Source organism: Nonomuraea phyllanthi (genome assembly GCF_006334985.2).
Taxonomy (GTDB): domain Bacteria; phylum Actinomycetota; class Actinomycetes; order Streptosporangiales; family Streptosporangiaceae; genus Nonomuraea; species Nonomuraea phyllanthi.
The window spans coordinates 224,991-247,822 of sequence record NZ_VDLX02000016.1; the positions used below are offsets into that span (position 1 = coordinate 224,991).

At 71.0% G+C, this 22,832-nt stretch carries 26 protein-coding genes; 17 read left to right on the forward strand and 9 right to left on the reverse strand.

Annotation, left to right across the window (positions count from 1 at the left end):
* Positions 1 to 114: 114 nt before the first annotated feature.
* Positions 115 to 570 carry a hypothetical protein gene (locus FH608_RS51870; RefSeq protein WP_226900210.1) on the reverse strand — a complete coding sequence of 152 codons (456 nt, stop codon included), beginning with the start codon at positions 568 to 570 and terminating at the stop codon, positions 115 to 117.
* A gap of 68 nt (positions 571 to 638) precedes the next feature.
* On the opposite strand from FH608_RS51870, the gene FH608_RS36200 reads away from it, so the two are divergent.
* Complete coding sequence (locus FH608_RS36200; RefSeq protein WP_139634871.1) at positions 639 to 1,520, forward strand: proline dehydrogenase family protein; 882 nt, start codon at positions 639 to 641, stop codon at positions 1,518 to 1,520.
* 47 nt (positions 1,521 to 1,567) lie between these two features.
* Complete coding sequence (gene proC / locus FH608_RS36205; RefSeq protein ID WP_139634872.1) at positions 1,568 to 2,362, forward strand: pyrroline-5-carboxylate reductase; 795 nt, start codon at positions 1,568 to 1,570, stop codon at positions 2,360 to 2,362.
* A 255-nt stretch (positions 2,363 to 2,617) separates the two neighbouring features.
* On the opposite strand, the gene FH608_RS36210 is transcribed toward proC, so the two are convergent.
* From FH608_RS36210 to FH608_RS36225, 4 genes are all read right to left on the reverse strand, one after another.
* Complete coding sequence (locus FH608_RS36210; protein WP_139634873.1) at positions 2,618 to 3,358, reverse strand: ABC transporter permease; 741 nt, start codon at positions 3,356 to 3,358, stop codon at positions 2,618 to 2,620.
* A complete protein-coding gene (locus tag FH608_RS36215) occupies positions 3,355 to 4,245 on the reverse strand; it encodes an ATP-binding cassette domain-containing protein (RefSeq protein ID WP_139634874.1) in 891 nt (296 codons plus the stop codon). Before FH608_RS36215 ends, FH608_RS36210 begins: the two co-directional genes overlap by 4 nt.
* Positions 4,246 to 4,325: 80 nt before the next feature.
* Positions 4,326 to 4,979 carry a response regulator gene (locus FH608_RS36220; RefSeq protein WP_139634875.1) on the reverse strand — a complete coding sequence of 218 codons (654 nt, stop codon included), beginning with the start codon at positions 4,977 to 4,979 and terminating at the stop codon, positions 4,326 to 4,328.
* On the reverse strand, positions 4,976 to 6,097 hold the full coding sequence (locus FH608_RS36225; protein ID WP_139634876.1) for a sensor histidine kinase: 1,122 nt from the start codon (positions 6,095 to 6,097) through the stop codon (positions 4,976 to 4,978). Before FH608_RS36225 ends, FH608_RS36220 begins: the two co-directional genes overlap by 4 nt.
* 112 nt (positions 6,098 to 6,209) lie before the next feature.
* Here FH608_RS36225 and FH608_RS36230 point away from each other — a divergent pair, with 112 nt between their 5' ends.
* From FH608_RS36230 to FH608_RS36265, 8 genes are all read left to right on the forward strand, one after another.
* A complete protein-coding gene (locus FH608_RS36230; RefSeq protein ID WP_139634877.1) occupies positions 6,210 to 7,373 on the forward strand; it encodes an acetoin utilization protein AcuC in 1,164 nt (387 codons plus the stop codon).
* Positions 7,374 to 7,385: 12 nt separating this feature from the next.
* Positions 7,386 to 8,168 carry a phosphatase gene (locus FH608_RS36235; RefSeq protein WP_139634878.1) on the forward strand — a complete coding sequence of 261 codons (783 nt, stop codon included), beginning with the start codon at positions 7,386 to 7,388 and terminating at the stop codon, positions 8,166 to 8,168.
* A gap of 312 nt (positions 8,169 to 8,480) precedes the next feature.
* A complete protein-coding gene (locus FH608_RS36240) occupies positions 8,481 to 8,684 on the forward strand; it encodes a helix-turn-helix domain-containing protein (RefSeq protein WP_026214222.1) in 204 nt (67 codons plus the stop codon).
* A 174-nt stretch (positions 8,685 to 8,858) separates the two neighbouring features.
* Positions 8,859 to 8,957, forward strand: coding sequence for a 30S ribosomal protein bS22 (locus FH608_RS36245; RefSeq protein ID WP_018654693.1), 99 nt, complete (start codon positions 8,859 to 8,861; stop codon positions 8,955 to 8,957).
* A 22-nt stretch (positions 8,958 to 8,979) separates the two neighbouring features.
* On the forward strand, positions 8,980 to 9,975 hold the full coding sequence (locus FH608_RS36250; RefSeq protein ID WP_139634879.1) for an NAD-dependent epimerase/dehydratase family protein: 996 nt from the start codon (positions 8,980 to 8,982) through the stop codon (positions 9,973 to 9,975).
* 80 nt (positions 9,976 to 10,055) lie between these two features.
* Complete coding sequence (locus FH608_RS36255; RefSeq protein ID WP_193318826.1) at positions 10,056 to 10,871, forward strand: lysophospholipid acyltransferase family protein; 816 nt, start codon at positions 10,056 to 10,058, stop codon at positions 10,869 to 10,871.
* A gap of 87 nt (positions 10,872 to 10,958) precedes the next feature.
* Positions 10,959 to 11,537 carry an RNA polymerase sigma factor gene (locus FH608_RS36260; protein ID WP_139634880.1) on the forward strand — a complete coding sequence of 193 codons (579 nt, stop codon included), beginning with the start codon at positions 10,959 to 10,961 and terminating at the stop codon, positions 11,535 to 11,537.
* Positions 11,538 to 11,539: 2 nt separating this feature from the next.
* A complete protein-coding gene (locus tag FH608_RS36265) occupies positions 11,540 to 12,547 on the forward strand; it encodes an LCP family protein (RefSeq protein ID WP_139634881.1) in 1,008 nt (335 codons plus the stop codon).
* Between the two features lie 141 nt (positions 12,548 to 12,688).
* Here FH608_RS36265 and FH608_RS36270 read toward each other — a convergent pair whose 3' ends face one another.
* From FH608_RS36270 to FH608_RS36280, 3 genes are read right to left on the reverse strand one after another with little or no spacing between them, the layout of a single operon-like run.
* Positions 12,689 to 13,555, reverse strand: a complete 867-nt coding sequence (locus tag FH608_RS36270) for an HAD family hydrolase (protein WP_139634882.1) — start codon at positions 13,553 to 13,555, stop codon at positions 12,689 to 12,691.
* 18 nt (positions 13,556 to 13,573) lie between these two features.
* Entirely contained in the window at positions 13,574 to 14,239 is a 666-nt protein-coding gene (locus FH608_RS36275) for a DUF5667 domain-containing protein (protein WP_139634883.1), read from the reverse strand.
* A 59-nt stretch (positions 14,240 to 14,298) separates the two neighbouring features.
* Positions 14,299 to 14,937, reverse strand: a complete 639-nt coding sequence (locus FH608_RS36280) for a sigma-70 family RNA polymerase sigma factor (RefSeq protein WP_139634884.1) — start codon at positions 14,935 to 14,937, stop codon at positions 14,299 to 14,301.
* A 178-nt stretch (positions 14,938 to 15,115) separates the two neighbouring features.
* On the opposite strand from FH608_RS36280, the gene FH608_RS36285 reads away from it, so the two are divergent.
* Positions 15,116 to 16,576, forward strand: coding sequence for a putative quinol monooxygenase (locus FH608_RS36285; RefSeq protein ID WP_193318822.1), 1,461 nt, complete (start codon positions 15,116 to 15,118; stop codon positions 16,574 to 16,576).
* Between the two features lie 21 nt (positions 16,577 to 16,597).
* On the opposite strand, the gene FH608_RS36290 is transcribed toward FH608_RS36285, so the two are convergent.
* The gene (locus FH608_RS36290; RefSeq protein WP_139634886.1) at positions 16,598 to 16,834 is read right to left on the reverse strand and encodes a glutaredoxin family protein; all 237 of its coding nucleotides are present in this window, start codon (positions 16,832 to 16,834) and stop codon (positions 16,598 to 16,600) included.
* A gap of 115 nt (positions 16,835 to 16,949) precedes the next feature.
* On the opposite strand from FH608_RS36290, the gene FH608_RS36295 reads away from it, so the two are divergent.
* The 6 genes from FH608_RS36295 to FH608_RS36320 form a co-directional block, all read left to right on the forward strand.
* On the forward strand, positions 16,950 to 17,627 hold the full coding sequence (locus FH608_RS36295) for a redox-sensing transcriptional repressor Rex (protein ID WP_139634887.1): 678 nt from the start codon (positions 16,950 to 16,952) through the stop codon (positions 17,625 to 17,627).
* Positions 17,624 to 18,880 carry a glutamyl-tRNA reductase gene (locus FH608_RS36300; RefSeq protein ID WP_139634888.1) on the forward strand — a complete coding sequence of 419 codons (1,257 nt, stop codon included), beginning with the start codon at positions 17,624 to 17,626 and terminating at the stop codon, positions 18,878 to 18,880. The genes FH608_RS36295 and FH608_RS36300 overlap by 4 nt, the downstream gene beginning before the upstream one ends.
* Complete coding sequence (gene hemC, locus FH608_RS36305) at positions 18,877 to 19,791, forward strand: hydroxymethylbilane synthase (RefSeq protein WP_139634889.1); 915 nt, start codon at positions 18,877 to 18,879, stop codon at positions 19,789 to 19,791. The genes FH608_RS36300 and hemC overlap by 4 nt, the downstream gene beginning before the upstream one ends.
* Complete coding sequence (locus tag FH608_RS36310) at positions 19,788 to 21,347, forward strand: bifunctional uroporphyrinogen-III C-methyltransferase/uroporphyrinogen-III synthase (protein ID WP_226900211.1); 1,560 nt, start codon at positions 19,788 to 19,790, stop codon at positions 21,345 to 21,347. The genes hemC and FH608_RS36310 overlap by 4 nt, the downstream gene beginning before the upstream one ends.
* On the forward strand, positions 21,344 to 22,327 hold the full coding sequence (gene hemB / locus FH608_RS36315; protein ID WP_139634890.1) for a porphobilinogen synthase: 984 nt from the start codon (positions 21,344 to 21,346) through the stop codon (positions 22,325 to 22,327). The genes FH608_RS36310 and hemB overlap by 4 nt, the downstream gene beginning before the upstream one ends.
* A 136-nt stretch (positions 22,328 to 22,463) precedes the next feature.
* On the forward strand, positions 22,464 to 22,832 hold a 369-nt coding region (locus FH608_RS36320; RefSeq protein ID WP_139634891.1), incomplete at its 3' end, for a bifunctional DNA primase/polymerase.

The following is a 22,832-nucleotide window of genomic DNA, read 5'->3' on the forward strand; positions in this document are numbered from 1 at the left end:
GCCAGTCGACTTTGTCAAACGACTTGAGCCTACCCGACTCAACCCTCGTGAGCGCGAAAGCATTCCCTCTAACGGGGACGAAAGGGCGGTAGGTTCCCGGGTACCTGCGGGGGGCTACTTGGCGCCGTCCACGATCTTGCGCTTGCCGAGCGGCTTCTTGAGCGTGACCGTCGTGGTCTTCTCGATCGCGATCATGATGCAGGCCATGTCCTTGGCCTTCGGCGAGGCACCCTCGTACAGGGTGATCGTGACCTTCTTGGCCGTCTCCACGACCTTGACCCGGTCGAGGACCGTGCAGGGGGCGACGCCCGACCACCAGGTGAGCTGCACCTTCCTGCCCTTGGACACCGGCTTGGCCTTGGTCCAGCGGACCTTGCGCACGTTGACGGCGTCGCCGGTCGGCTTGACCGGCTTCGGGCTCTTGGCGGGGCCGGTGGACGGGGTCGTGGTGACCGGATCGGTCACGGCGGGCGGCTTGTCGGGGGTCGTGGGGGCGGCGGGGGAGGCGCTCGTCGCCGCGCCGCAGCCCGCCGCGAGCACGAGACATCCGGCCAGAACAGTCGCAGTCATTCCACGCATACTCATTCGACGGATATGCCCTGTCGCTGGTTCAGCACCCGGAAGTTAGTGTGGTTCGCGTGCTGCGTCAGGCCCTGCTCGCGATCGCCAAGAGCGAACGCGCCGAGCGCGTCATCTCCTCCTCCCGCCTGACCTCCGACGTGGTCGCGCGCTACGTCGCGAGCGACGTGGGCGCCGTGATCGGCGAGCTGACCCGCAAGGGGTTGCTCGTCACCGTCGACCACCTCGGAGAGGAGGTGACGGACGAGTCCCAGGCCGAGGCGGCGGTCGCCGAATACGTACGGCTGCTCGGGCTGCTGCCCGCCGGGGCGGACGTGTCGGTCAAGCTCACGGCGCTCGGCCTGCGGCTGTCGCGGGAGCTCGCGCTCGGCCACGCCGCCACGATCTGCCGGGAGGCCGCGGCCAGGGACGTCACGGTGACGCTCGACGCCGAGGAGCACGACACGATCCCCTGGCTGCACTCCGTGCACGCCGCCCTGCGGGAGGACCACCCCGAGGTGGGGGTGGTGGTGCAGGCGTACCTCCCGGACTCGCTCGAGCGCTGTGACGGGCTGGCCGGGGCCAGGGTGCGCCTGTGCAAGGGCGCCTACACCGCTCCCGGCGCCTACACCAGGCCCGCCGACATCGACCGCTCGTTCGTACGGTGCCTGAAGATCCTCATGGCCGGCACCGGCTACCCCATGGTCGCCACCCACGACCCCAGGCTGGTGCGCGTCGCCGCCACGCTCGCCGTGCTCGCCGGGCGCGACCAGACCGGCTACGAGCACCAGATGCTGTACGGCGTGCGCCCCGACGAGCAGTTGCGCCTGGCCGGGCAGGGCGCGCGGATGCGGGTCTACGTCCCCTACGGCGCCGACTGGTACGCCTACCTCATGCGCCGCCTCGCCGAGCGCCCCCGCAACCTGGCCTTCTTCCTCAGGTCGCTGCTCTCGCGCCGCTGATCCGCCGCCCGCTCCGGCCCGTCGCGCGAAGTGAGTAGGCTGCCAGCGTGATTGCGATTCTGGGCGCGGGAAAGATGGGCGAGGCCCTGCTGTCGGGGCTGCTGCGCGCCGGGTTCAAGCCGGGCGACATCATGGCGACGACCCGGAGGGCCGAGCGGGCGAAGGCGCTGCGCGAGACGTACGGCGTGCGCACGGTCTCCAACTCCGAGGCCGCCAAGGCCGCCGACACGCTCATCCTGGCCGTCAAACCGCAGGACATGGCCACGCTGCTGGCCGAGATCGCCCCCTACGTGCCCGCCGACCGCCTGGTGATCACCGCGGCGGCCGGCATCACGACGTCGTTCGTGGAGCAGCGGCTCGGGGTCGACGTGCCCGTGGTGCGGGTGATGTCCAACACGCCGATCAGGTTCGACGAGGCGATGAGCGTCATCTCGGCGGGCGCGCACGCGGAGGAGCACCACCTCAAGCTTGCCGAGGGCCTGCTCAGCCCGGTCGGCAAGGTGCTGCGCATCCCGGAGTCGCAGCAGGACGCCGCCACCGCGCTCTCCGGCAGCGGCCCCGCCTACTTCTTCTACCTGGTCGAGGCCATGGTCGACGCCGGCATCCTGCTCGGCATGCCGCGGGCCGCGGCTCTTGACATGGTCACCCAGTCGATCGTGGGGGCCGCCGTGATGCTGCGCGACTCCGGCGAGCACCCGGTGATCCTGCGCGAGGCCGTCACCTCGCCGGGCGGCACGACGATCGCCGCCATCGCGGAGCTGGAGCGGCACAGCGTGCGGGCCGCGTTCCTGGCCGCCATCGAGGCCGCCCGCGATCGGGGCCGGGAGCTCGCCTCCGGCTGACCACCGCCCCGCCCGCGACGACCCGCCTCCCTTGCGGCCGGCCTCGCCTGCGACGACCGGCCTCGCCTGCGACGACCGGCCTCGCCTGCGACGACCGGACCGCAGGCCGTGCGGGGCCTGTGAGCGGCACCCGTCGGCGAGCCCCGCCGGCCTGCGAGTCCGCGAGGTCGGAAGGCCCACGTGCCTGGCCCGGACTGTGAAGCCCGGTCATCCGCGAGCCCGGCGGCCCGCGGATCCCGGCGCCTCGCGGGGCGCTCAGGCGTCGCGCCTGCGCAGCAGTACGGCGCCCGAGATCATGGCGGCCGCGACCCAGGCGAGGTAGACGCCGAGGCCGCTCCACGGCCCGAGCGGGTTGTCGGCCCGGGGCAGCACGATCTGCTGGCCGGCGTTCGTGGTGAAGTAGTCGGACACGGTGTCGCCCCACTGGCCGGGCAGCGCGCTGGTCAGCTGCGGGAGCACCAGCATGAGAGCGATGGCCGTGACGATCGCCCCGGGCGTGTGGCGGACGAGCGTGCCGAGCCCCAGCCCGAACAGGCCGCACGCGGTGAGGTAGAGGCCGCCCCCCACGGCCGCCTTCACGACCGCGCCCATGTCGAGCGACGGCGGCTGCGTGATCGCCAGGGCCACGGCGAGAGAGGCCGCCGACGCGACCGTGCAGACCACCAGGGCCACCGCCGTGAACACCACGATCTTGCCGGTCAGCAGGCGCAGCCGCTTGGGCACGGCCATCAGCGACGTGCGGATCCCGCCCGTGCGGTACTCGCTGGAGATCACCAGGACGCCCAGCGTGGCCATGGACAGCGAGGCGAACATGGTGCCGGTCAGTCCCAGCATGACCGCCTGCTCTCCGGGGACGGGCCCGTCGGCGGAGCCCTTGGCGGCGGCGCCGATGAGGGCGGCGATGCCCAGCATGAGCAGAGCGGTGACGGCCAGGGTCCACACCGTCGAGCGCACCGAGCGGATCTTGGTCCATTCGGACCTGAGGATGTCGATCATGACGTGAACTCCAGGCTGTCCTTGGTCAGCTCCATGTAGGCCGCTTCGAGCGAGGGCTGCACGTACGTCAGCTCCTCCAGCGGGATTCCCGCCCGCGCGGTGAGCGTGCCGATCTCGAGCGTGCTCATCGCGGTCACGCGCAGGTGGTCGGGATGCAGGTCGCCCACCTTGACCAGCTCGGCCACCTCGGCCAGCCGGGGCGAGCGGACCCGTACGTACCCCTGCGAGCTGCGCCCGATGAACTCGCGCACGCTCGTGTCGGCGATGAGCCGTCCCTTGCCGATCACGATCAGGTGGTCGGCGGTCTGCGCCATCTCGCTCATCAGGTGGCTGGAGACGAACACCGTCCTGCCCTGCGCGGCCAGGTCCCGCATGAGGGTGCGGATCCACAGGATGCCGTCGGGGTCGAGCCCGTTGACCGGCTCGTCGAAGATCAGGATCTCGGGGTCGCCGAGCAGCGCGGCGGCGATGCCCAGCCGCTGCGACATGCCCAGGGAGAAGCCGCCGACCCGCCGCCTGCGCACCTCGCGCAGGCCCACGGTCTCCAGCACCTCGTCCACGCGGGCCGCCGGCAGGCCGTTGCTCTGGGCGATGGCGAGCAGATGGTTGTACGCGCTGCGCCCGCCGTGCACGGCCTTGGCGTCCAGCAGCGCGCCGACCTTGCGCAGGGGGTGGCGCAGCTCCTCGTACGGCCGCCCGTCCACGAGCACGGAGCCACTGGACGGCCGGTCGAGCCCGAGGATCATGCGCATGGTGGTCGACTTGCCCGCGCCGTTCGGGCCGAGGAAGCCGGTCACCTGGCCGGGCTCGACCTCGAAGGACAGGTCCGCCACGGCGAGGGTGCCCCCGTAGCGTTTGCTCAGGTTCGTTGCGCGGATCGCGGTCATGCTTCGAGCGTGCCGGAGCCCGAGCCCGCTTTCTTCCTGCGCGAGAACCGTTTCGGGCGGGCCGCTCTGGGAGTCTGGTCCTACTCTCCTGGGCGGATCAGCCCCGCCTCGTACGCGGCGATCACGGCCTGCGCCCGGTCCCTCGCGCCGATCTTGGCGAACACGCTCGTCACGTGGTTCTTGACGGTGGAGGGGGAGACGGCCAGCTCGGCGGCGATCTCGGTGTTCGACCGGCCGCGGGCGATCAGCACGAGGACCTGCTGCTCGCGCTCGGTCAGGCCGTCCAGCGCGGCGGCCACCGGTCGCGGGCGCGCGGCCCGTACGAACGTGCCGATCAGCCGGGACAGCAGGCGCGGCGCGACGGCCGACTCGCCGCGGTGGACCACGCGCACGCCCTCGATCAGCTCCTCGGGGGAGACGTCCTTGGGCAGGAACCCGCCCGCGCCCGCCCTGAGCGCCGACACCACGTTCTCGTCCAGGTCGAACGTGCTCAGCGCGAGCACCCGCACCTCCGGCAGCTCCGCCGTGATCAGCTCGGTGGCGCGCACCCCGTCGAGGCCGGGCATGTGGAGGTCCATCACGACCACGTCGGGCCGCAGCCGCCTGCTGAGCTCCACCGCCTGCGCGCCGTCCCCGGCCTCGCCGACGACGCCGAGGTCGGGCTGCGCGTCGAGCATCAGCCGGAAGCCCCTGCGCACCAGCTCGTGGTCGTCCACCAGCAGGATCTTGATCAAGTCGCCTCCAGGGGGATGCGGGCGTGCACGCGGAAACCTCCTTCTGGGCGCGGCCCGGTCGAGAGCCGCCCGCCGCATAAGGCGACTCTCTCGGCCATGCCGCCCAGCCCGAACCCGGGGGTGCCGCCGGCCGCCGCGAGACCATCGTCCACCACCTCGACCTCCACGGCCTCCATCTCGTACGCCACCCGCACGCTGGCCCTGGCGCCGACCGCGTGCTTGCGGGTGTTGGTGAGCGCCTCCTGGACGATGCGGTAGACGGCGTGGTCCACGGCGGCGGGCAGCTCGACGGGCTCGCCCGTCACCGTCAGGCTGGCCGGCAGCCCGGCCGACCGCGCCTCCTTGATCAGCGAGGGCAGCCGGTCCGCGCCCACCCCCGTCGCCGCGTCCGGGCCCTCGCTGCCGTCGGCCCTGAGCACGTCCAGCAGGTGGCGCATCTCGGACATCGCCTGGCGGGCGGTCTGCTCGGCGCTCTCCAGCGCGTCCCTGGTGACCTCCTGGCCGGGCGTCAGCGTGGCCCGCGCGCCGCCGACCAGCGCGTTGATGACGGTGATGTGGTGGGCGACCACGTCGTGCAGCTCCCTGGCGATGCGGCGGCGCTCGGCGCGCACGGCGGCGTCGGCGGCCTCGCGCCTGCCGCGCTCGGCCAGCTCGCTCCTGAGCCGGACGATCAGCCCGATGCCCACGGGCGCGCCGGTGGCGAATATCGCCGCCAGCCAGCCGCCCGTCGACGGCATGGTCAGCTCCAGGGTCGTGGCGTACACCGCGTACGCCGCCGTCGTCGTGATCGCGGTCGCGCGGCCGGCCGTGTAGCGGCCCACGCTGTACAGCGCGATGGACATGGGCACGTTGACGACCTGGCTGATATCCGTCGTGAGACCCACGACGTCGAGCGCGGCCACGAGCGCGGCGGTGACGATCGGCCGCCGGCGGCGCATGAGCAGGCACGCCACGCCCGCCAGGTAGTGCACCGCGCCCAGGACGGGCGGCGTCCCGCCCTGGAGGATCAGGGGCGGGAGCAGGAGCAGGGCGGGCAGGGCGAGTACGATCACCAGGGTCGTGTCGAAGACCACGGGGCGTCGGAAGAAGCGCACGATCTTGAGGAAGGTTCGCCGCACGCTACGACACTAAGCGACGAAATTTGCGGATCAGCGGCTACTGGGACGTGTCTGCGCTGCGGTAACGTCGGCGCAGGGCAGCCGCGTGGAGGGCATGGGTGGAGGGCATGGGATGAGCAGGTCGGCACGGGTCATCTGGGACGACGAGCTCATCTCCTACGATTTCGGCCCCGGCCATCCGCTCGCCCCCGTGCGCGTGGAGCTCACCATGGCGCTGGCCCGCGAGCTCGGCGTGCTCGACAAGGTCGAGGTGGCCGGATGCGCGCCCGCGACCGACGCCGAGCTGGCGATGGTCCACGACCCCGGCTACGTCGAGGCCGTCAAGCGGGTGTCGGCCTCCGGCCGGCCCGACCTCGGCGCCGGGCTCGGCACGGTCGACAACCCGGCGTTCAAAGGCGTGCACGAGGCGTCGGCGCTGATCGCCGGGGCGTCCCTGGCCGCCGCCCGCACGGTCTGGGAGGGCGCGGCCGAGCACGCGGTCAACGTGGCGGGCGGGCTGCACCACGCGATGTCCGCCACGGCGAGCGGCTTCTGCGTCTACAACGATCCGGCGCTGGCCATCGCGTGGCTGCTGGAGCAGGGCGCGGGCCGCATCGCGTACGTGGACGTCGACGTGCACCACGGCGACGGCGTGCAGGCCGCCTTCTACGACGACCCCCGGGTCCTGACGATCAGCCTGCACGAGAGCCCGCGCACGCTGTTCCCCGGCACGGGCTTCCCCCAGGAGACCGGCGCCGAGGGCTCGGCCGTCAACGTCGCGCTGCCCGCCGGGTGCGGCGACGCCGGGTGGCTGCGGGCCTTCCACGCGGTGGTGCCGCCGCTGCTGCGCGAGTTCGCGCCGGAGATCCTGGTCACCCAGCACGGCTGCGACAGCCACGCGCTCGACCCCCTGGCCAACCTGATGCTCAGCCTCGACGGCCAGCGCAGCGCGTACGCCGCCCTGCACCGCCTCGCCCACGAGACGGCGGGCGGCCGGTGGGTCGCCACCGGCGGCGGCGGTTACGAGCTGGTGCGCGTGGTGCCGCGCGCGTGGACCCACCTCATCGCCGAGCTCGCCGGCCACCCGGTCGATCCCGGCGCCCCCACACCGCCGGAATGGCGGCGGTTCGTCCGGGAACGTACGGGCGAGACGCCGCCGCTGACGATGACCGACGGCCGCGACGCGGAATTTTCCGACATCTCCGGTGGTTATGACCCAGCGGACCCCATCGACCGTGCGATCATGGCGACCCGGCAAGCGGTCTTCCCCCTGCACGGCCTCGATCCCATGCCCTAACGAGGAAAAGCTGTGCTGAGCCGCGACCAACTCCGAGAGCATCTCGTCCACACCCGAATAGCGGGCGATGTCGCGACCCCCCGTGAGAACAACCTCGACCACTACAGCTCGCTCGCCAACGGCGACCCCTACTACCGGCTCGGCCTGACCTTCGACGAGCCCTGGTCGTACGCCGACATCCTGGAGCTGATGGCCAAGTCCGCGGGCGTCGTCCCCGATCCAGACCACCGCTGGGGCCAGGACACCATCGACCCCGACCTGACGATCGAAGCGCTCGACGGCATGGCCGAGTCCATCGCCGCCGTGCTGTCCCGCGAGAACCCGCGGGTGCTTTTCGCCACCGGCCACCCGACCGGGCTGCTCGCCGTGCACCTGGCGCTGGCGCGGCTGTGCGCCGAGCGCGGGGCCGAGCTGATCACGCCCGGCGAGGGATGGGCCTATTCGGGCTCCGACTTCGGGCGCCGGCGCAGGATCCGCTACCTGCAGGACATCGCCATGCTCGACGACAGGGGCGCGTTCGTGCACACCCACGACGCGGCGCCCATGCGCCACATGATCGAGGAGCTCGGCGGGGAGCTGCCCGACCTCGTGATCGCCGACCACGGGTGGGCGGGCGCGGCCGGGGAGGCCGGCGCGCACACCGTGGCGTTCGCCGACTGCAACGACCCCGGGCTTTTCCTCGGCGAGGCGGAGGGAAAGATAGATGTGGTGGTCCCGCTCGACGACAATGTGCTACCACGCTTTTACGCTCCGCTGACGGAGCGGCTCGTCACACAGGTCTCACGAGCCCTTTGAGTGCAATTCGGCCCTCCCCATACCGTCTTTTCGCGCCTGCATTCCAAGGGGCTCGCCGTCCCTTTGCCAACTTGTGATGCCACTCCGGCGACTCTTATGTGTGACTGCTTGGACGGTTCCAACGTCCGAGTGTGGTGCTCGGCCAGGCTGCTGGCCAGCGATTTCGCTGGTTCGGCTGACAGGCGGCTCCGGCTACTGAGAAACTAGGGGGTTTGCGCACCCGGAGTCCCGACTTACGCTGACTGCAGTACACGTGCGTGAGCAATGGCACCAGTGGGGATAACCCGGAAACACGTGCGGAAGAGGCGTCCGATGGGTGCAGGCGAAAGACCTCTCAGCGAGGTGAAGTTCCTGACCGTGGCGGAAGTGGCGACGGTCATGCGGGTCTCGAAGATGACGGTGTACCGGCTCGTCCACTCTGGCGAGTTGCCGGCCATCCGTGTCGGCAGGTCGTTCAGGGTGCCCGAGCAGGCGGTGCACGACTATCTGCGAGAGGCCTACATCGAGGCAGGATGACGTAGCGACATGGCCAGCCATGTCGTGAGTGGCGAGGCGGGACGGGTCCGGCCGCCGTAACACGCGGCCGGGCTCCGACCCCCCGGTGGGGCGATCTACCGTCGATCGCCGGTAGTCTGTGAGCCGGTGTGCGCTCGCACTCCGGTCAGTCTGTTACCAGCACCTGGGGGTCCCGTGGGCTCTGTGATCAAGAAGCGCCGCAAGCGGATGGCTAAGAAGAAGCACCGCAAGCTGCTCAAGAAGACGCGCATCCAGCGGCGTAACAAGAAGTAACGTACGCAGCTGCGAGGCGCTGATGACCCACACCGTGCTAGTCACCGGGGTCTCGCGCCACATAGGCGCCCGGGTGGCGAGCGTTCTGGCGGCAGCCCCCGATATCAGCCGCGTTATTGGAGTAGACACCGTGCCGCCGCCCTCGCTGACCCGCGATGGCGGCATCTCCCTGGGCCGGACGGAGTTCGTCCGGGTGGATCTGCGCAGTCCCGACATCGCTCAGGTGATCGCGGCCGCGGACATTCACACGGTTGTGCACATGAGCCTGGTCAGCGCTCCCTCGAAGAGCGCCGGCAGGGCCGTGATGAAGGAACACAACGTCATCGGCACCATGCAACTCCTTGGTGCCTGCCAACGGTCGGCGACCGTGCGGCGCGTGGTGGTGCGATCCACCTCGGCCGTCTACGGGTCGTCGCCACGAGACCCAGCGGTGTTCACCGAGGACCTGGAGCCGCATGACGGCCCCACCCACGGCTATGCCAAGGACGCGGCCGAAGTGGAGGGTTACGTGCGCGGCTTCGCGCGGCGCCGTCCGGACGTGACGGTGTCGATGCTGCGCTTCGCCAACTTCATGGGTCCGGGCGTCGACTCGCCGCTGACGCGTTACTTCACCCAGCCGGTGCTGCCGACCGTGTTCGGCTTCGACCCGCGGCTGCAGTTCGTCCACGAGGACGACGCGGTCGAGGTGCTGCGCCGGATGGCCACCGAGGATCACCCCGGCACGTTCAACGTGGCCGGGGCGGGCGTGTTGCTGCTGTCGCAGTGCGCCAGGCGGGCGGGGCGGGCGTCGCTGCCGCTGTTCTCACCCGCGTTCAAGGCACTGGGCAACGCCGCCCGCAGGCTCGGGCTGGTCGAATACTCGCCCGAGCAGGTCAGGTTGCTGTGCCACGGCCGCGCGGTCGACACCTCCGCCCTGGAGGCGACGCTCGGCTGGAAGCCCAAATACACGACAGGGGCGGCGTTCGACGACTTCCTGCGCTCACGCGGCCTCCACCCGTTCGGAGGTGGGCGCACGTGAGCGTCGCAGAGCAGGAGGGCCGCGTGATCCCGATCAGCGCGGCGCCGTCCTATTCGGAGGAGCCCGATCGCCTGGCCAGGATGCTCGCCTTCCTGCGCCGGCGCATCGAGGGCGACTACGAGGTCGACGAGTTCGGCTACGACCCCGAGCTGACCGACAAGGTGGTCCTGGAGCTCATCAGGCCCCTCTACGCCGAGTGGTTCAGGGTGGAGACGGTCGAGCTGAAGAACGTGCCGGATGAGGGCGGCGCGCTGGTCGTCGCCAACCACTCGGGCACGCTCCCGCTCGACGCGCTGATGCTGCAGCTGGCCCTGCACGACGAGGCCGGCAGGCCGCTGCGGCTGCTCGGCGCCGACCTGGTCTACCAGCTGCCGGTGCTCAGCCATCTGGCCCGCAAGACGGGCCACACGCTGGCCTGCCGCGAGGACGCCGACCGGCTGATGCGCAAGGGCGAGCTGGTCGGGGTGTTCCCCGAGGGCTACAAGGGCGTCGGCAAGCCGTTCTCCGAGCGCTACAAGCTGCAGCGGTTCGGCCGGGGCGGCTTCGTGGCCTCGGCCATCCGGGCCGGGGTGCCGATCGTGCCCACCGCGATCGTGGGGGCCGAGGAGATCTATCCCAAGATCGGTGATCTGAAGTCCCTGGCCAGGCTGCTCGGCCTGCCCTACCTGCCGATCACGCCGTTCTTCCCGCTGCTGGGGCCGCTGGGGCTGGTGCCGCTGCCGTCCAAGTGGATGATCGAGTTCGGCGAGCCGATCCGCACCGACGAGTACGATCCGTCGGCGGCCGACGATCCCATGGTGGTCTTCAACCTCACCGACCACGTCCGCGAGGTCATCCAGCAGATGCTGAACGAGCTGCGGCTGCGAAGGGGGCACGCCTTCCCGCCCTTCCTGTGACACCGGCGCGAGCCGCCAGGCATCCGTGAACCCTGGCGGCGGGTTGTGGCAAGACATCCGTGACCGATCCCCCACAGAAGGGCGGAGATGATCACGCAACCCGCCGTCAGGGGTGCGGACTCGGAGCTCGTGAGCGCCTCGTGGACCGATCCCGAGGCGTTCGCCGTGCTGTTCGACCGCTACTCCGCCATGCTCTACCGGTACGTCTCCAAGCGGCTCGGCCCCGAGCCCGCCGAGGACCTCGTCGGGGAGACGTTCCTGATCGCCTTCGCGCGCAGGACGAACTACGACCTGGCCTACGACGACGCCCGGCCGTGGCTCTTCGGCATCCTCACCAAGCTCGTCTCCCGGCACCACCGCAAGGAGGCCGCCCGCTACCGCGCCCTCCTGCGGGCCCCGGTCGACGCCACGGTCGAGTCGCCCGCCGACCGGGTGGCCGCCGGGGTCACCGCCCAGGCCGTGCGGGCCGAACTGGCCGGCGCCCTCGCCGCCCTGCCCGCCAAGGACCGCGACGTGCTCCTCCTGATCGCCTGGGGCGATCTCACGTACGAGGAGGTCGCGCGGGCGCTCGGCATCCCCGTCGGAACCGTGCGCTCCCGCCTCAACAGGGGCAGGCGGAAGGTACGCGCGGCGCTCGGCGACACCAATCCCATGGAGGAGGAGTGACGATGGACGACCTGAAGCTGCTCCGCGACCTCGGTGTGGAGCTCGAGCACGAGCCGCCCGCGACGCTCAGGCTCCAGCGCGAGAGCCTGTCGCGCTCCCGGCCGAGGCGCCGGTGGGCGGCCTGGTGGACGGCCGGGCTGGTCGCCGCCGCCACGGCCGCCGCCGTCGTCGTGCCCACCCTCATCGTCTCCGACCGCCACACGGCCCCCGCGCCCGCCGCGTGGCGGTCCGTGGACATGAGCGGGACCAGGAACGTGCTCCTGATCGGCTCGGACACGCGCGAGGGCCCCGGCAACGCGAAGTACGGTCCCCAGCAGGCCAGGAGCGACGTGGGCCAGCGGTCCGACACGATCGTCATCGTGCACATCCCCGCCGACCGCGGCACGGCCACGGCGGTCAGCATCCCGCGCGACTCCATGGTCGCCATCCCGCGCTGCGGCTCCTCACCGGCGCAGCGAAACATGATCAACGCGGCCTACGACCTCGGGGGAGCGGCCTGCCTGAGGAAGACCCTGGAGTCCCTGACCGGGCTGCGCATCCAGCACACGGTGGAGGTGGACTTCACCGGCTTCAAGAAGATGGTGAACGCGCTCGGGGGCGTGGAGGTCACGCTGCGCCGCCCGGTGGACGACAGGGCGTCCAAGCTCAAGCTGCCCGCCGGGAAGAACCATCTCGACGGGGAGGCCGCTCTCGGCTACGTCCGGCTGCGGTACTACGGCGACGGGTCCGACATCGCACGCGTGAAGCGCCAGCAGCAGCTGGTGCAGGCGATGCTGAAGAAGGCCCGCTCGGGACTGTCCTCACCCACCAGCCTGAAGACCTTCCTGAGCTCCGTACGCGACGCGGTCACGACGGACCTGAGCGTGGAGTCCCTGTACGCCCTGGCCACCGACCTGTCGAAGACCGAGCTCACCTTCACCACGGTCCCCTGGGAACCCGACACGCAAGACCGGAACCGCCTCCAATGGAAGCAACCGGAGGCAAGGGAGCTCTTCTCTGGGCTCAAGTGACCAGGGCCGGCACAAACGGGACTTCGGTTACCGAATCGGCGTAACGGTGCCCGGCCCCGCACGCCTCATGACCGTCTCCCTGGACAGGGGCCGGCCACGTGCGGCGGGTGGGCCGGCCGTGCCTGCCGTAAACCAATATGATCATGTCCCCCGGCGGCGCAGGGCGATGCCGGCGGCTATGCCGCCGGCGATGGCGCCCGCGCCGGCGGCGATGGGCAGGGCGGCGAGGGTCGCCTTGCGCCCGGTGCGGAAGTCCTTCACCGGCCAGTCGTGCTTCCTGGCGTGCTCGCGCAGCTCGCTGTCCGGATTGATGGCCACGGCCCGCCCCACCAGCGACAGCATGGGCAGGTCGTTGGCCGAGTCGCTGTAGGCCGTGCAGCGGGTCAGGTCGAGCCCCTCACGGCGGGCCAGCGCGCGCACCGCCTCCGCCTTGGCCGGGCCGTGCAGCAGGTCGCCCACCAGTCGCCCGGTGTAGATGCCGTCGCGGGTCTCCGCGACCGTGCCGAGCGCGCCCGTGAGGCCCAGGCGCTGCGCGATGACGCGGGCCAGCTCCACCGGCGTGGCGGTCACCAGCCACACGCGCTGGCCGACGTCCAGGTGGCTCTGGGCGAGGGCCCTGGTGCCGCCCCAGATGCGGTCGGCCATGACCTCGTCGTAGATCTCCTCACCGAGGCGTACGACGTCGTCGACCTTGGCGCCGGCGACGAACGCCAGCGCGGTCTCCCTGGCCACCGCGATGTGCTCGGGGTTCTCGTTGCCGCGCAGCCTGAACACCGCCTGCCCGACCGCGAACTTCAGCAGGTCGGACGTCGTGAACATGCCGCGCGTGGCCAGCCCCCTGGCGAAGTGGTAGATGGAGGCGCCGCGCATCATCGTGTTGTCGACGTCGAAGAAGGCCGCGGCCTGCAGATCGGGCTCGACCGGCGGGACGGTGGCCGCCGCCCGCGCCGCGGCCTCACCGGCGGCCTGGGGCTCCACCTGCTGTCGTCGTCGCAATAGCCGCCACATGGGGCTCAGCTTACTGACCTAGTCAGGGACGGCCAGACCCTCGATGTAGTCAAGGTATCCCTCCGCTTGGGCCAGCTGGGAGTTGTCGAGCTGCTTGAGCATCGGCCTGACGGCCTCCTTCTGGTCCTGCGCGAAGTCCTTGATCTTCGGGGAGCGCGGTTCCGCCCGCTCCAGCTTGCTGATGCCCGCCCGGGTGGACTCCTCCATGTCCTCCAGCGTCTCGCTGAGGAGCGGCCCGTCCACGGACGAGCCGAGCAGGCTGGCGATCTCCCTGGCCCGGCTCTGGGCGGAGTCGAGCTCGCGCTCGCCGCGCTCGGCGTCGTCGCTGCTGAGCCGTACGAGCGTGCTCTCCGCGGCGCGCTTGAGCGGGTAGAGCGTGTCTCCCGGCACCGACTGGTACGTGGCGAAGGCGGAGACCATCATGGCCGCCGCCAGCCCTAACGTGGCCAGCTGCGACAGCACCGGCCGGTGGCGGCGGGCCGGGCGCCGGTGGGCGGGCCGGTGGCCCTGGTGCGCGGGCCGGTGCGGCGTGGCCTGTGGCTCCTCGGCGTCGAGCGCGCCGGACACGAGCCGCGCGCGCAGGCGCTCGCGGAAGGCGGGCTCGGGGGTGCCGCCGAGAGACAGGTCGCGCAGCTCCGTGAGGTGCTCGAGCACGCGCTCCCGCCGGTTGCGCGCCCTACCCATGACAGCTCCCTGACGGATCCGGTAGTGACATCTGCCTAACGAGGTGCGGATGGGGGAGGTTACGCCAGGTCGTGCTTGAGCGCTCTGGCCAGCGCCCGAACGGCCCGGAACTGCAGCGCTTTGATCGCTCCACTCTTCTTCCCCATGATCAACGCGGTTTCCGCGAGCGAGAGTCCGTGCAGGAAGCGCAGGACCACACATTCCTGCTGTTCGGGATTGAGCTCGCGTACGGCACGCAGCAATCTGTCGTTGATGATGGCGTTGACCACGGCGTTCTCGGGGATGTTCGCACCTTCGATCGGCACGTCGATGATCTCGCCCGTCGGGATCTCCAGCCGGTAGCGCCCGGACTTGAAGTGGTCGGTGACCAGGTTCCTGGCGATGGTCACGAGCCACGCGCCGAAGTCGCGCCCCTGCCACGTGAAGTCGCCGATCCTGCGCAGCGCCCGCAGGAAGGTCTCGCTGGTGAGGTCCTCGGCTAATTGGTGTGATCCCACCCGGAAATAGATGTAGCGGTAGACGAGGTCGACGTACCTGTCGTAGAGCGTGCCAAAGGATTCCGTGCATCCGCTCTTGGCGTGAAGCACGAGCGTGCGGATGTCGTCGGGCACTTCTTCGCGCACGGCGGGCTCGCCCGTCCGGGCAGGCACAGCGACCGCTGGCGCGAGCAGCCCGGCGAACGGTGACGAGTCTGGCATCCGATATCCCTAGGGGTAAGGGGTGCGTCGTGCTCGAACACTCTAGAAATCAACCGGAAATTCCACAATCCACTGCATGCTGGCATGACTAGGCGTAATCGCCGGATACGGTGTCATGCGACCCCTTCCCTCTTCGGCTACCGGCTTGGAGGCAACGTCCGGCAGCATTGGAGTCACCATGGAGATCCTCGTTGCTGTCATAGCCGCCGCCGGTGCGCTGCTGGCCGCGTTCGCGGTGGGCGCCCTGATCCAAAGACTCCGCGACGAGCCAGAGGGGTGGTCGGTCGCCTGGACCGTTGCAGTGGCGTCGCTGTGCCTCTCACTGGGCATGATCGCCATCGGTTACGCGTTCGGCTTCGGCGCTCTCACGTTCCGCCTCTACCAGGTGACCGGCTCGATGCTGGTGCCGCTCTGGCTCGCGGTCGGGCTGATCCAGCTGCTGACGGAGCGGACACCGCCGAGGTTCCTGGCGTGGCTGTTCGGCATCGCGCTGACCATCGTGGCCGGCACGATCATGATCTTCGACCCGCTCAAGTCCGAGGTGGCGGGCAAGTCGCTGCCCGCGGGCGGCGACTTCTGGGGGATCTTCCCCAACTACCTGCTGATCGGCGTGCACGCCATCGCCGTGCTGGTCATGCTGGCCATGCTCGTGGTCGCCGGGCTCAAGTGGCGCCAGGGCGACGAGTACGACACCGACAACCTGCACGCGGCCGCGGTCGTCGTCCCCTCGGGAATCGCCCTCGTCGGCGCGATGAGGTTCACGGTGCCGGCGCTGTTCACCGTGGCGCTGCTCGCCGTCGCCGCCGCGGCCGTCTGGTACACCGTGCTGCGGCCCCTGGCGCCGTACGAGGACGACGACGAGGACGACTTCGGTCCCGACCTCGACGAGCGCCCCTCACGCCGCGACGAGCGCTCTCAGCGCTCCGGGGAGCCCGGGCGGTCCCAGCGCCGCGACGAGCCCGCCCGGCACCGCGAGGAGCGGCCCCTGTACCGCGACGAGGGCCCCGAGCCGGTGCCCGGCGCCGCGGGCCTGCCGCCCTCGCCGCCCCGCAGGTCGTCGGGGCTGGGCGACCTGGTGGCCGAATACCGTGCGGGCGACCGGGAGGTCGACTACGCCGCGCGCATGGCGCCGCCGCCCGACTCGGGGCCCGCGACCGGCTACATCATGAGCGGCGGCGCGAACGCCGTCCAGGCGCCGCCGCAGCGCCCCGACTACGGCGCCCCCACCACCGGGCCGGCGACCGGCGCCGTCTTCCCGGGCGCCGAGCTGTTCACGCCCGCGCAGCAGCAGCCCGGCTCGGGCCGCCCCTCGCCGAGCATCTACGGCCTGCTGACCGTCTTCACGATCATGGACGGCGCGGGCGACGCGTTCGACCGGCTGGCCGAGGCCACCGTCGAGGCCGTGCGCCGCGGCGAGCCCGACACGCTGGTGTACGCCTGCCACGCGGTCAAGTCGGCCCCCCTCCAGCGCATCATCTACGAGCTCTACCGCGACGAGGTGGCCTACCACGACCACCAGCGCCAGCCGCACGTCGAGAGGTTCGTCACGGAGCGTCAGTCGATGGTGCTGGCGACCAACGTCATCGAGCTCAACGTCAACGCCGCCAAGGTGGTGCCGCTGCCGACGGCCGTCTACTGACGGCCCATGTCCAGTGACCGCCTATGAGGTGAGGGCTGCCCGCAGCCTGCCCTCGTCCACCCGCCAGAAGTCGTGCTGCACGCCGTCGATCAGCGTGACCGGGATCATCTCCCAGTACTTCTCCCTGAGCTCCTCGGAGGAGTCGATGCTGACCTCCTCCCACGGCACGCCCAGCTCGCCGGCCACCCTGGCGACGACCTCGCGCGCGTCGTCACAGAGGTGACAGCCGGGCTTGCCGAGCAACGTGATGCGATGCATACGACCACCGTACCGCCGCTACTTTGTGCATCGGTTCACAAAGGGATTAACCTGAAAGACGGTTCTAATCCGTCCACGCGGTCCCCACGCCGCTCAACCCCTGGAGCTCCGGCACGTGAAGAGCGCGTCCCAGTCCCGCGACCGCGGCATCCCCGAGGCGACGGTCGCGAGGCTTCCGTTGTACCTCAGGGCGCTGCACGGGATGGCCGAGCGGGGCGTCGCCACCGTCAGCTCGGAGGACCTGGCCGTGGCGGCCGGGGTCAACTCCGCCAAGTTGCGCAAGGATCTGTCACACCTCGGCTCGTACGGCACAAGAGGCGTAGGCTATGAGGTCGAATACCTCGTGTACCAGATCTCCCGTGAGCTCGGCCTGACACAGGACTGGGCGGTCGCGATCGTCGGAGTCGGTAACCTCGGCCGCGCGCTCGCCAACTACGGCGGTTTCGTCTCCAGGGGCTTCCGGGTGGCGGCGCTCGTCGACGCCGACCCCGAAGTCGTGGGCGACACCATCGCGGGGTTGAATGTTGAGCACATCGACGAACTGGAAGCCGTCATCAAGCGGCGTGGAGTCTCGATCGTGGTTCTGGCGACACCGGCGGCAGCGGCGCAGGAAGTCTGCGACCGCGTGATCTCCGTGGGCGTCACCAGCATCCTGAACTTCGCACCTGTCGTGCTTTCCGTGCCGGACAGCGTGGACGTCCGTAAGGTCGACCTTTCAATCGAACTGCAGATTCTCGCGTTCCACGAGCAACGCAAGGCTGGGGGGCCACTCATGGCGGTGGACGGTCAATGAGTGTTCTGGCTATCGGACTCAGCCACCGGACCGCGCCGGTGGCTCTGCTGGAGCGCGTCTCGGTGACGGGCGACGCGCTCGCCAAGCTGCTGCGCGACGTACAGCAGGATCCGTCCGTCGCGGAGGCCATGGTGGTCTCGACCTGCAACCGGGTCGAGATCTACGTCACGGTCGACCGGTTCCACGCCGCCGTCACGGCCGTCAGCGAGCTGCTGGCCCGGCACTCGGGCGTGCCGGGCGAGGAGCTGACGCCGCACCTCTACGTGCACTACGAGGAGCGGGCCGTCGAGCACCTGTTCTCCGTGGTGTGCGGGCTCGACTCCATGGTCGTGGGGGAGGGCCAGATCCTCGGCCAGGTCCGCCGGGCGCTCACGCTGGCCCAGCGCCACGGCACCGTCGGCGCCACCCTCAACGAGCTGGTCCAGCAGGCGCTGCGGGTCGGCAAGCGGGCCCACCACGAGACCGGCATCGACAAGGCCGGCTCCTCCCTCGTCACCGCCGGCCTCGCCCTGGCGGGCGAGCTGCCCGGGAGGCGGGTGCTGGTGGTCGGCGCGGGCTCCATGAGCTCGCTGGCCGCCGCCACGCTGGCCCGCGCCGGGGTCACCGACATCGTGGTGGCCAACCGTACGTTCGAGCGCGGCGCCCGGCTCGCCGAGTCCGTCGGCGGGCGGGCGGTGGGCTTCTCCGCGGTGGCCGACGAGCTGCCCGGCGCCGACATCGTCATCACCTGCACCGGCGCGGGGCGTCACGTCATCACCCCCGACATGCTGAGCGGTCCCGTGTTCCTGCTGGACCTGGCCCTGCCGCACGACGTCGACCCGGCCGTGCGGTCCGTGCCGGGCGTCACCCTGGTCGACCTGGAGACGATCAAGGAGTCCGGCATCGGCTCCCGCGAGGGCGACTCCGTGGCCGCCGTACGCGCGCTCGTCGCGGAGGAGCTGCGCGCCTATCTCGACGCCGAGCGGGCCGCCCGCGTCACCCCGACCGTGGTGGCGCTGCGCAGCAAGGCCGCGGGCGTGGTCGAGTCGGAGCTCGGCCGCCTGCTCATGCGGGTGCCCGACCTCGACGAGCGGGCGCGCGACGAGGTCGCCATGACCGTGCAGCGGGTCGTTGACAAACTGCTCCACGAGCCCACTGTGCGTGTCAAGCAGCTCGCCACCTGCCCAGGAGGCGATCATTATGCGGACGCGCTGCGCGAGCTGTTCAATCTCGATCCCAAGATGCCCGAGGCCGTGAGGGAGGTGGAGCTGTGACTCCGACAGCCCTGCGGCTGGGAACCCGTCGCAGCCTGATGGCCACCACGCAGTCGCAGATGGTGGCCGACGCCTACATCCGGCGCACCGGTCGCGCGGTGGAGCTGGTCGGCGTCACCACGTTCGGTGACGTCAGCAAGGCCAACCTCGCGCAGCTCGGCGGCACGGGCGTGTTCGTCAGCGCGCTGCGCGACAAGATCATGGCGAACGAGGTCGACTTCGCCGTCCACTCGCTGAAGGACCTGCCGACCACGCAGGACCCGCGCTTCACGCTGGCCGCCCTCCCGGCCCGCCACGACCACCGCGACGCGCTGGTCGGCCCGCACAAGTTCGCCGACCTCGCGCCGGGCGCCCGGGTCGGCACCGGGTCGCCGCGCAGGATCGCCATGCTCAGCGCGCTGCGCCCTGACCTGGAATATGTCCCGATCCGCGGCAACGCGGACACACGCATCGGCAAGGTAGTCTCAGGAGAGCTCGACGCGGTCGTGCTGGCCTCGGCCGGCCTGACCAGGATCGGGCGCGACGCCGACATCGCCCAGGTCTTCGAGGTCGAGGAGGTGCTGCCCGCCCCCGGCCAGGGCGCGCTGGCGGTGGAGTGCAGGTCCGACCGGGCCGACCTGATCGAGTTCCTCGGGGTGCTCGACGACCCGCGTACGCGGTCGGCGGTGACGGCCGAGCGTGCCGTGCTGTCCGCCCTCGAGGCCGGTTGCGCCGCTCCGGTGGGTGCTTTCGCGGTCGATGACGGGCACACTCTGAACCTGACCGCCGTGGTCGTCGCACTCGACGGCCGCGAGGCGGTCCGCAAGTCCGCCGCCGGCTCTCCTTCGGAGGCTGCGAAACTGGGCCGCCGCCTGGCGGCCGAGATGATCGCCGAAGGGGCCGACAGATTGATGGGGGAGCATTCCCATTGAGCTCCGATAGTCCGACCTCCGGTTTCGTCGCGTTCGTGGGCGCGGGGCCCGGCGATCCCAACCTGCTCACCCTCCGTGCCGCCGAACTGCTCGCCAAGGCCGACGCCGTGCTGCTGGGCGACGAGACCCACCGCCCGCTGCTGCGCCACTGCCCCGCCGGCGTCGAGGTCGTCGAGGGCGACGACGTCAAGAACGGGCTGGTCAAGCTCGCCAAGCGGGGCCGGCTCGTGGTGCGCCTGTGCGAGGGCGACCCCATGCTGTTCTCCTCGATCACCGAGGAGGTCGCGGCCTGCGCCGCGGCGGAGGTGGACTTCGAGATCGTGCCAGGCGTGCCGCCCGCGACCGCCGTGCTCACGTACGCCGGCATCCCCGCGGCCACGTCCGTGCCCGAGTTCCGCGTCGTGGACGCCGCCCAGGACCAGGACTGGTCCGTGCACGCCGGCTGCCGCGGCACGCTGGTGATCTACAACGGCCTCGCCGACGCCGTGGCCATCGGCAAGGCCCTCATCGCGGGCGGCAAGCCCGACACCACGCCCGTCGCGGTCAGCAGCGGCGGCACCACCACCGAGCAGTACACCGTCGTGTCCTCGCTCGGCCGGCTCCAGGCCGACCTCAAGCACGCCGGGTTCACCGAGCCCGCGCTCATCGTGGTCGGCGAGGCCGTGGGGCTGCGCGACAAGCTGTCGTGGTTCGAGACCAAGCCGCTGTTCGGGTGGCGGGTGCTGGTGCCCCGTACGAAGGAGCAGTCCCGCAGCCTGTCGGAGCAGCTCGTCGCGTACGGCGCGGTGCCGGAGGAGGTGCCGACCATCTCGGTCGAGCCGCCGCGCACGCCGCAGCAGATGGACCGCGCGATCAAGGGCCTCGTCACCGGCCGCTACGAGTGGGTGGCCTTCACCAGCGCCAACGCGGTCAAGGCGGTGCGCGAGAAGTTCGAGGAGTACGGCCTCGACGCGCGGGCCTTCGCCGGGCTCAAGGTGGCGGCCGTGGGCGACGCGACGGCCAGGGCGCTGGTGGAGTTCGGGGTCAAGCCCGACCTGCTGCCGTCCGGCGAGCAGTCGTCCGAGGGGCTGGTGGCCGAGTGGCCGCCCTACGACTCGATGCTCGACCCGATCAACCGGGTGCTGCTGCCGAGGGCCGACATCTCGACCGACACGCTCGTGGCCGGGCTCACCGAGCTGGGCTGGGAGTGCGACGACGTGACCGCCTACCGCACCGTGCGGGCCGCGCCGCCGCCCGCGCCCATCCGCGAGGCGATCAAGGGCGGCGGCTTCGACGCCGTGCTCTTCACGTCCTCGTCCACCGTGCGCAACCTGGTGGGCATCGCGGGCAAGCCGCACAACGTGACAGTGATCGCGGTCATCGGGCCGCAGACGGCCAAGACGGCCGAGGAGTTCGGGCTGCGGGTGGACGTCATGGCCGACACGCCGTCCGCGTCCGCGCTGGCCTCGGCGGTGGCCGCGTACGGAGCCAAGCAGCGCCAGGCGGCACTCGCGGCGGGCGACACGCCGCGCAGGCCCTCGCAGAACCGCCGGGGCGCCAGGAGGAGAGGCAAATGAGCGCCGAATACCCCATCGCCCGGCCGCGCAGGCTGCGGCGCAGCCCCGCCATGCGACGGATGGTGGCGGGCACCAGGCTGCATCCCGCGGACCTGATCCTGCCCGTGTTCGTCAAGGAGGGCATCGCCGAGCCGCAGCCCGTGGCCTCGATGCCGGGTGTGCTCCAGCACACCCGCGACTCGCTGCGCAAGGCCGCGCACGAGGCGGCCGAGCTCGGCCTGGGCGGCATCATCCTGTTCGGCATCCCCGCGGTCAAGGACGCCAGGGGCTCGGCGGCCGACGATCCCGACGGGATCCTCCAGGTGGCGCTCCGTGACGTGACCGCCGAGGTCGGCGACGCGATCGTGGTCATGGCCGACACGTGCCTCGACGAGTTCACCGACAACGGGCACTGCGGGCTGCTCACCCCGTCCGGCGACGTGGACAACGACGCGACGCTGGAGAGGTACGCCTCGATCGCGGTGGCGCAGGCCGCCGCCGGGTCGCAGATGGTGGCGCCGAGCGGGATGATGGACGGCCAGGTCGGCGCGATCCGCGCGGCCCTCGACGGGGCCGGCTACACGGACCTCCCGATCCTCGCCTACTCGGCGAAATACGCGTCCGCCTTCTACGGGCCGTTCCGCGACGCCGCCGAGTGCGCGCCGCAGTTCGGCGACCGCAGCACCCACCAGCAGGACCCGGCGGGGCCGCTGGAGGAGGCGCTGCGCGAGGTCAGGCTCGACATCGCCGAGGGCGCCGACGCCGTCATGGTCAAGCCCGCGATGGCCTACCTCGACGTCATCACCCGCGTGCGCGACGAGGTGGACGTGCCGGTCGCCGCCTATCAGGTGAGCGGCGAATACGCGATGATCGAGGCCGCCGCGGCCAACGGCTGGGTGGACCGCGACCGGATGATCATGGAGTCGCTGGTCGCCATCCGACGCGCCGGGGCCGACCTGATTCTCACGTACTGGGCGGCCGAAGTGGCACGCCGGCTCTAACCCAGGGGTTTCCCGCCGACTCCTGAGACCAGTGCGTTAGAGTGCGATGACAAGTGCTGGTGTGTCCCGCGTGGTGCGTACGTCCTGCCCCGGAGCCGGGACCTCCTCAGGCGCTGTTATTCGACGGGAGACACCAATGGTGGGGGTACCACTGGCTCGGCGTACCAGAAAACGCTCGCGGCCCACACGCGTCGGCGCCGTGCTCGAGTACGCCGCCATGGGTTGGCCCGTCGTGCCGGGCGCCTATCCGCTGCCTCAGGGGCCGCGCGCGTGTTCCTGTGACCGGCTCGGCTGTCCCGACCCGGGCGCCCATCCGCTCTCGCCCGCCTGGCACATGCAGGCCACGACGGACGCCGCCCAGCTGACGCGCTGGTGGCAGGCCGAGCCCGAGGCCAACGTGATCCTGCCCACCGGACGCGTGTTCGACGTCTTCGACGTACCGCTCGCTCTCGGCCTGTCGGCCCTCACGAGGATCGACAACGCCGGAGCCGACCCGGGCCCGGTC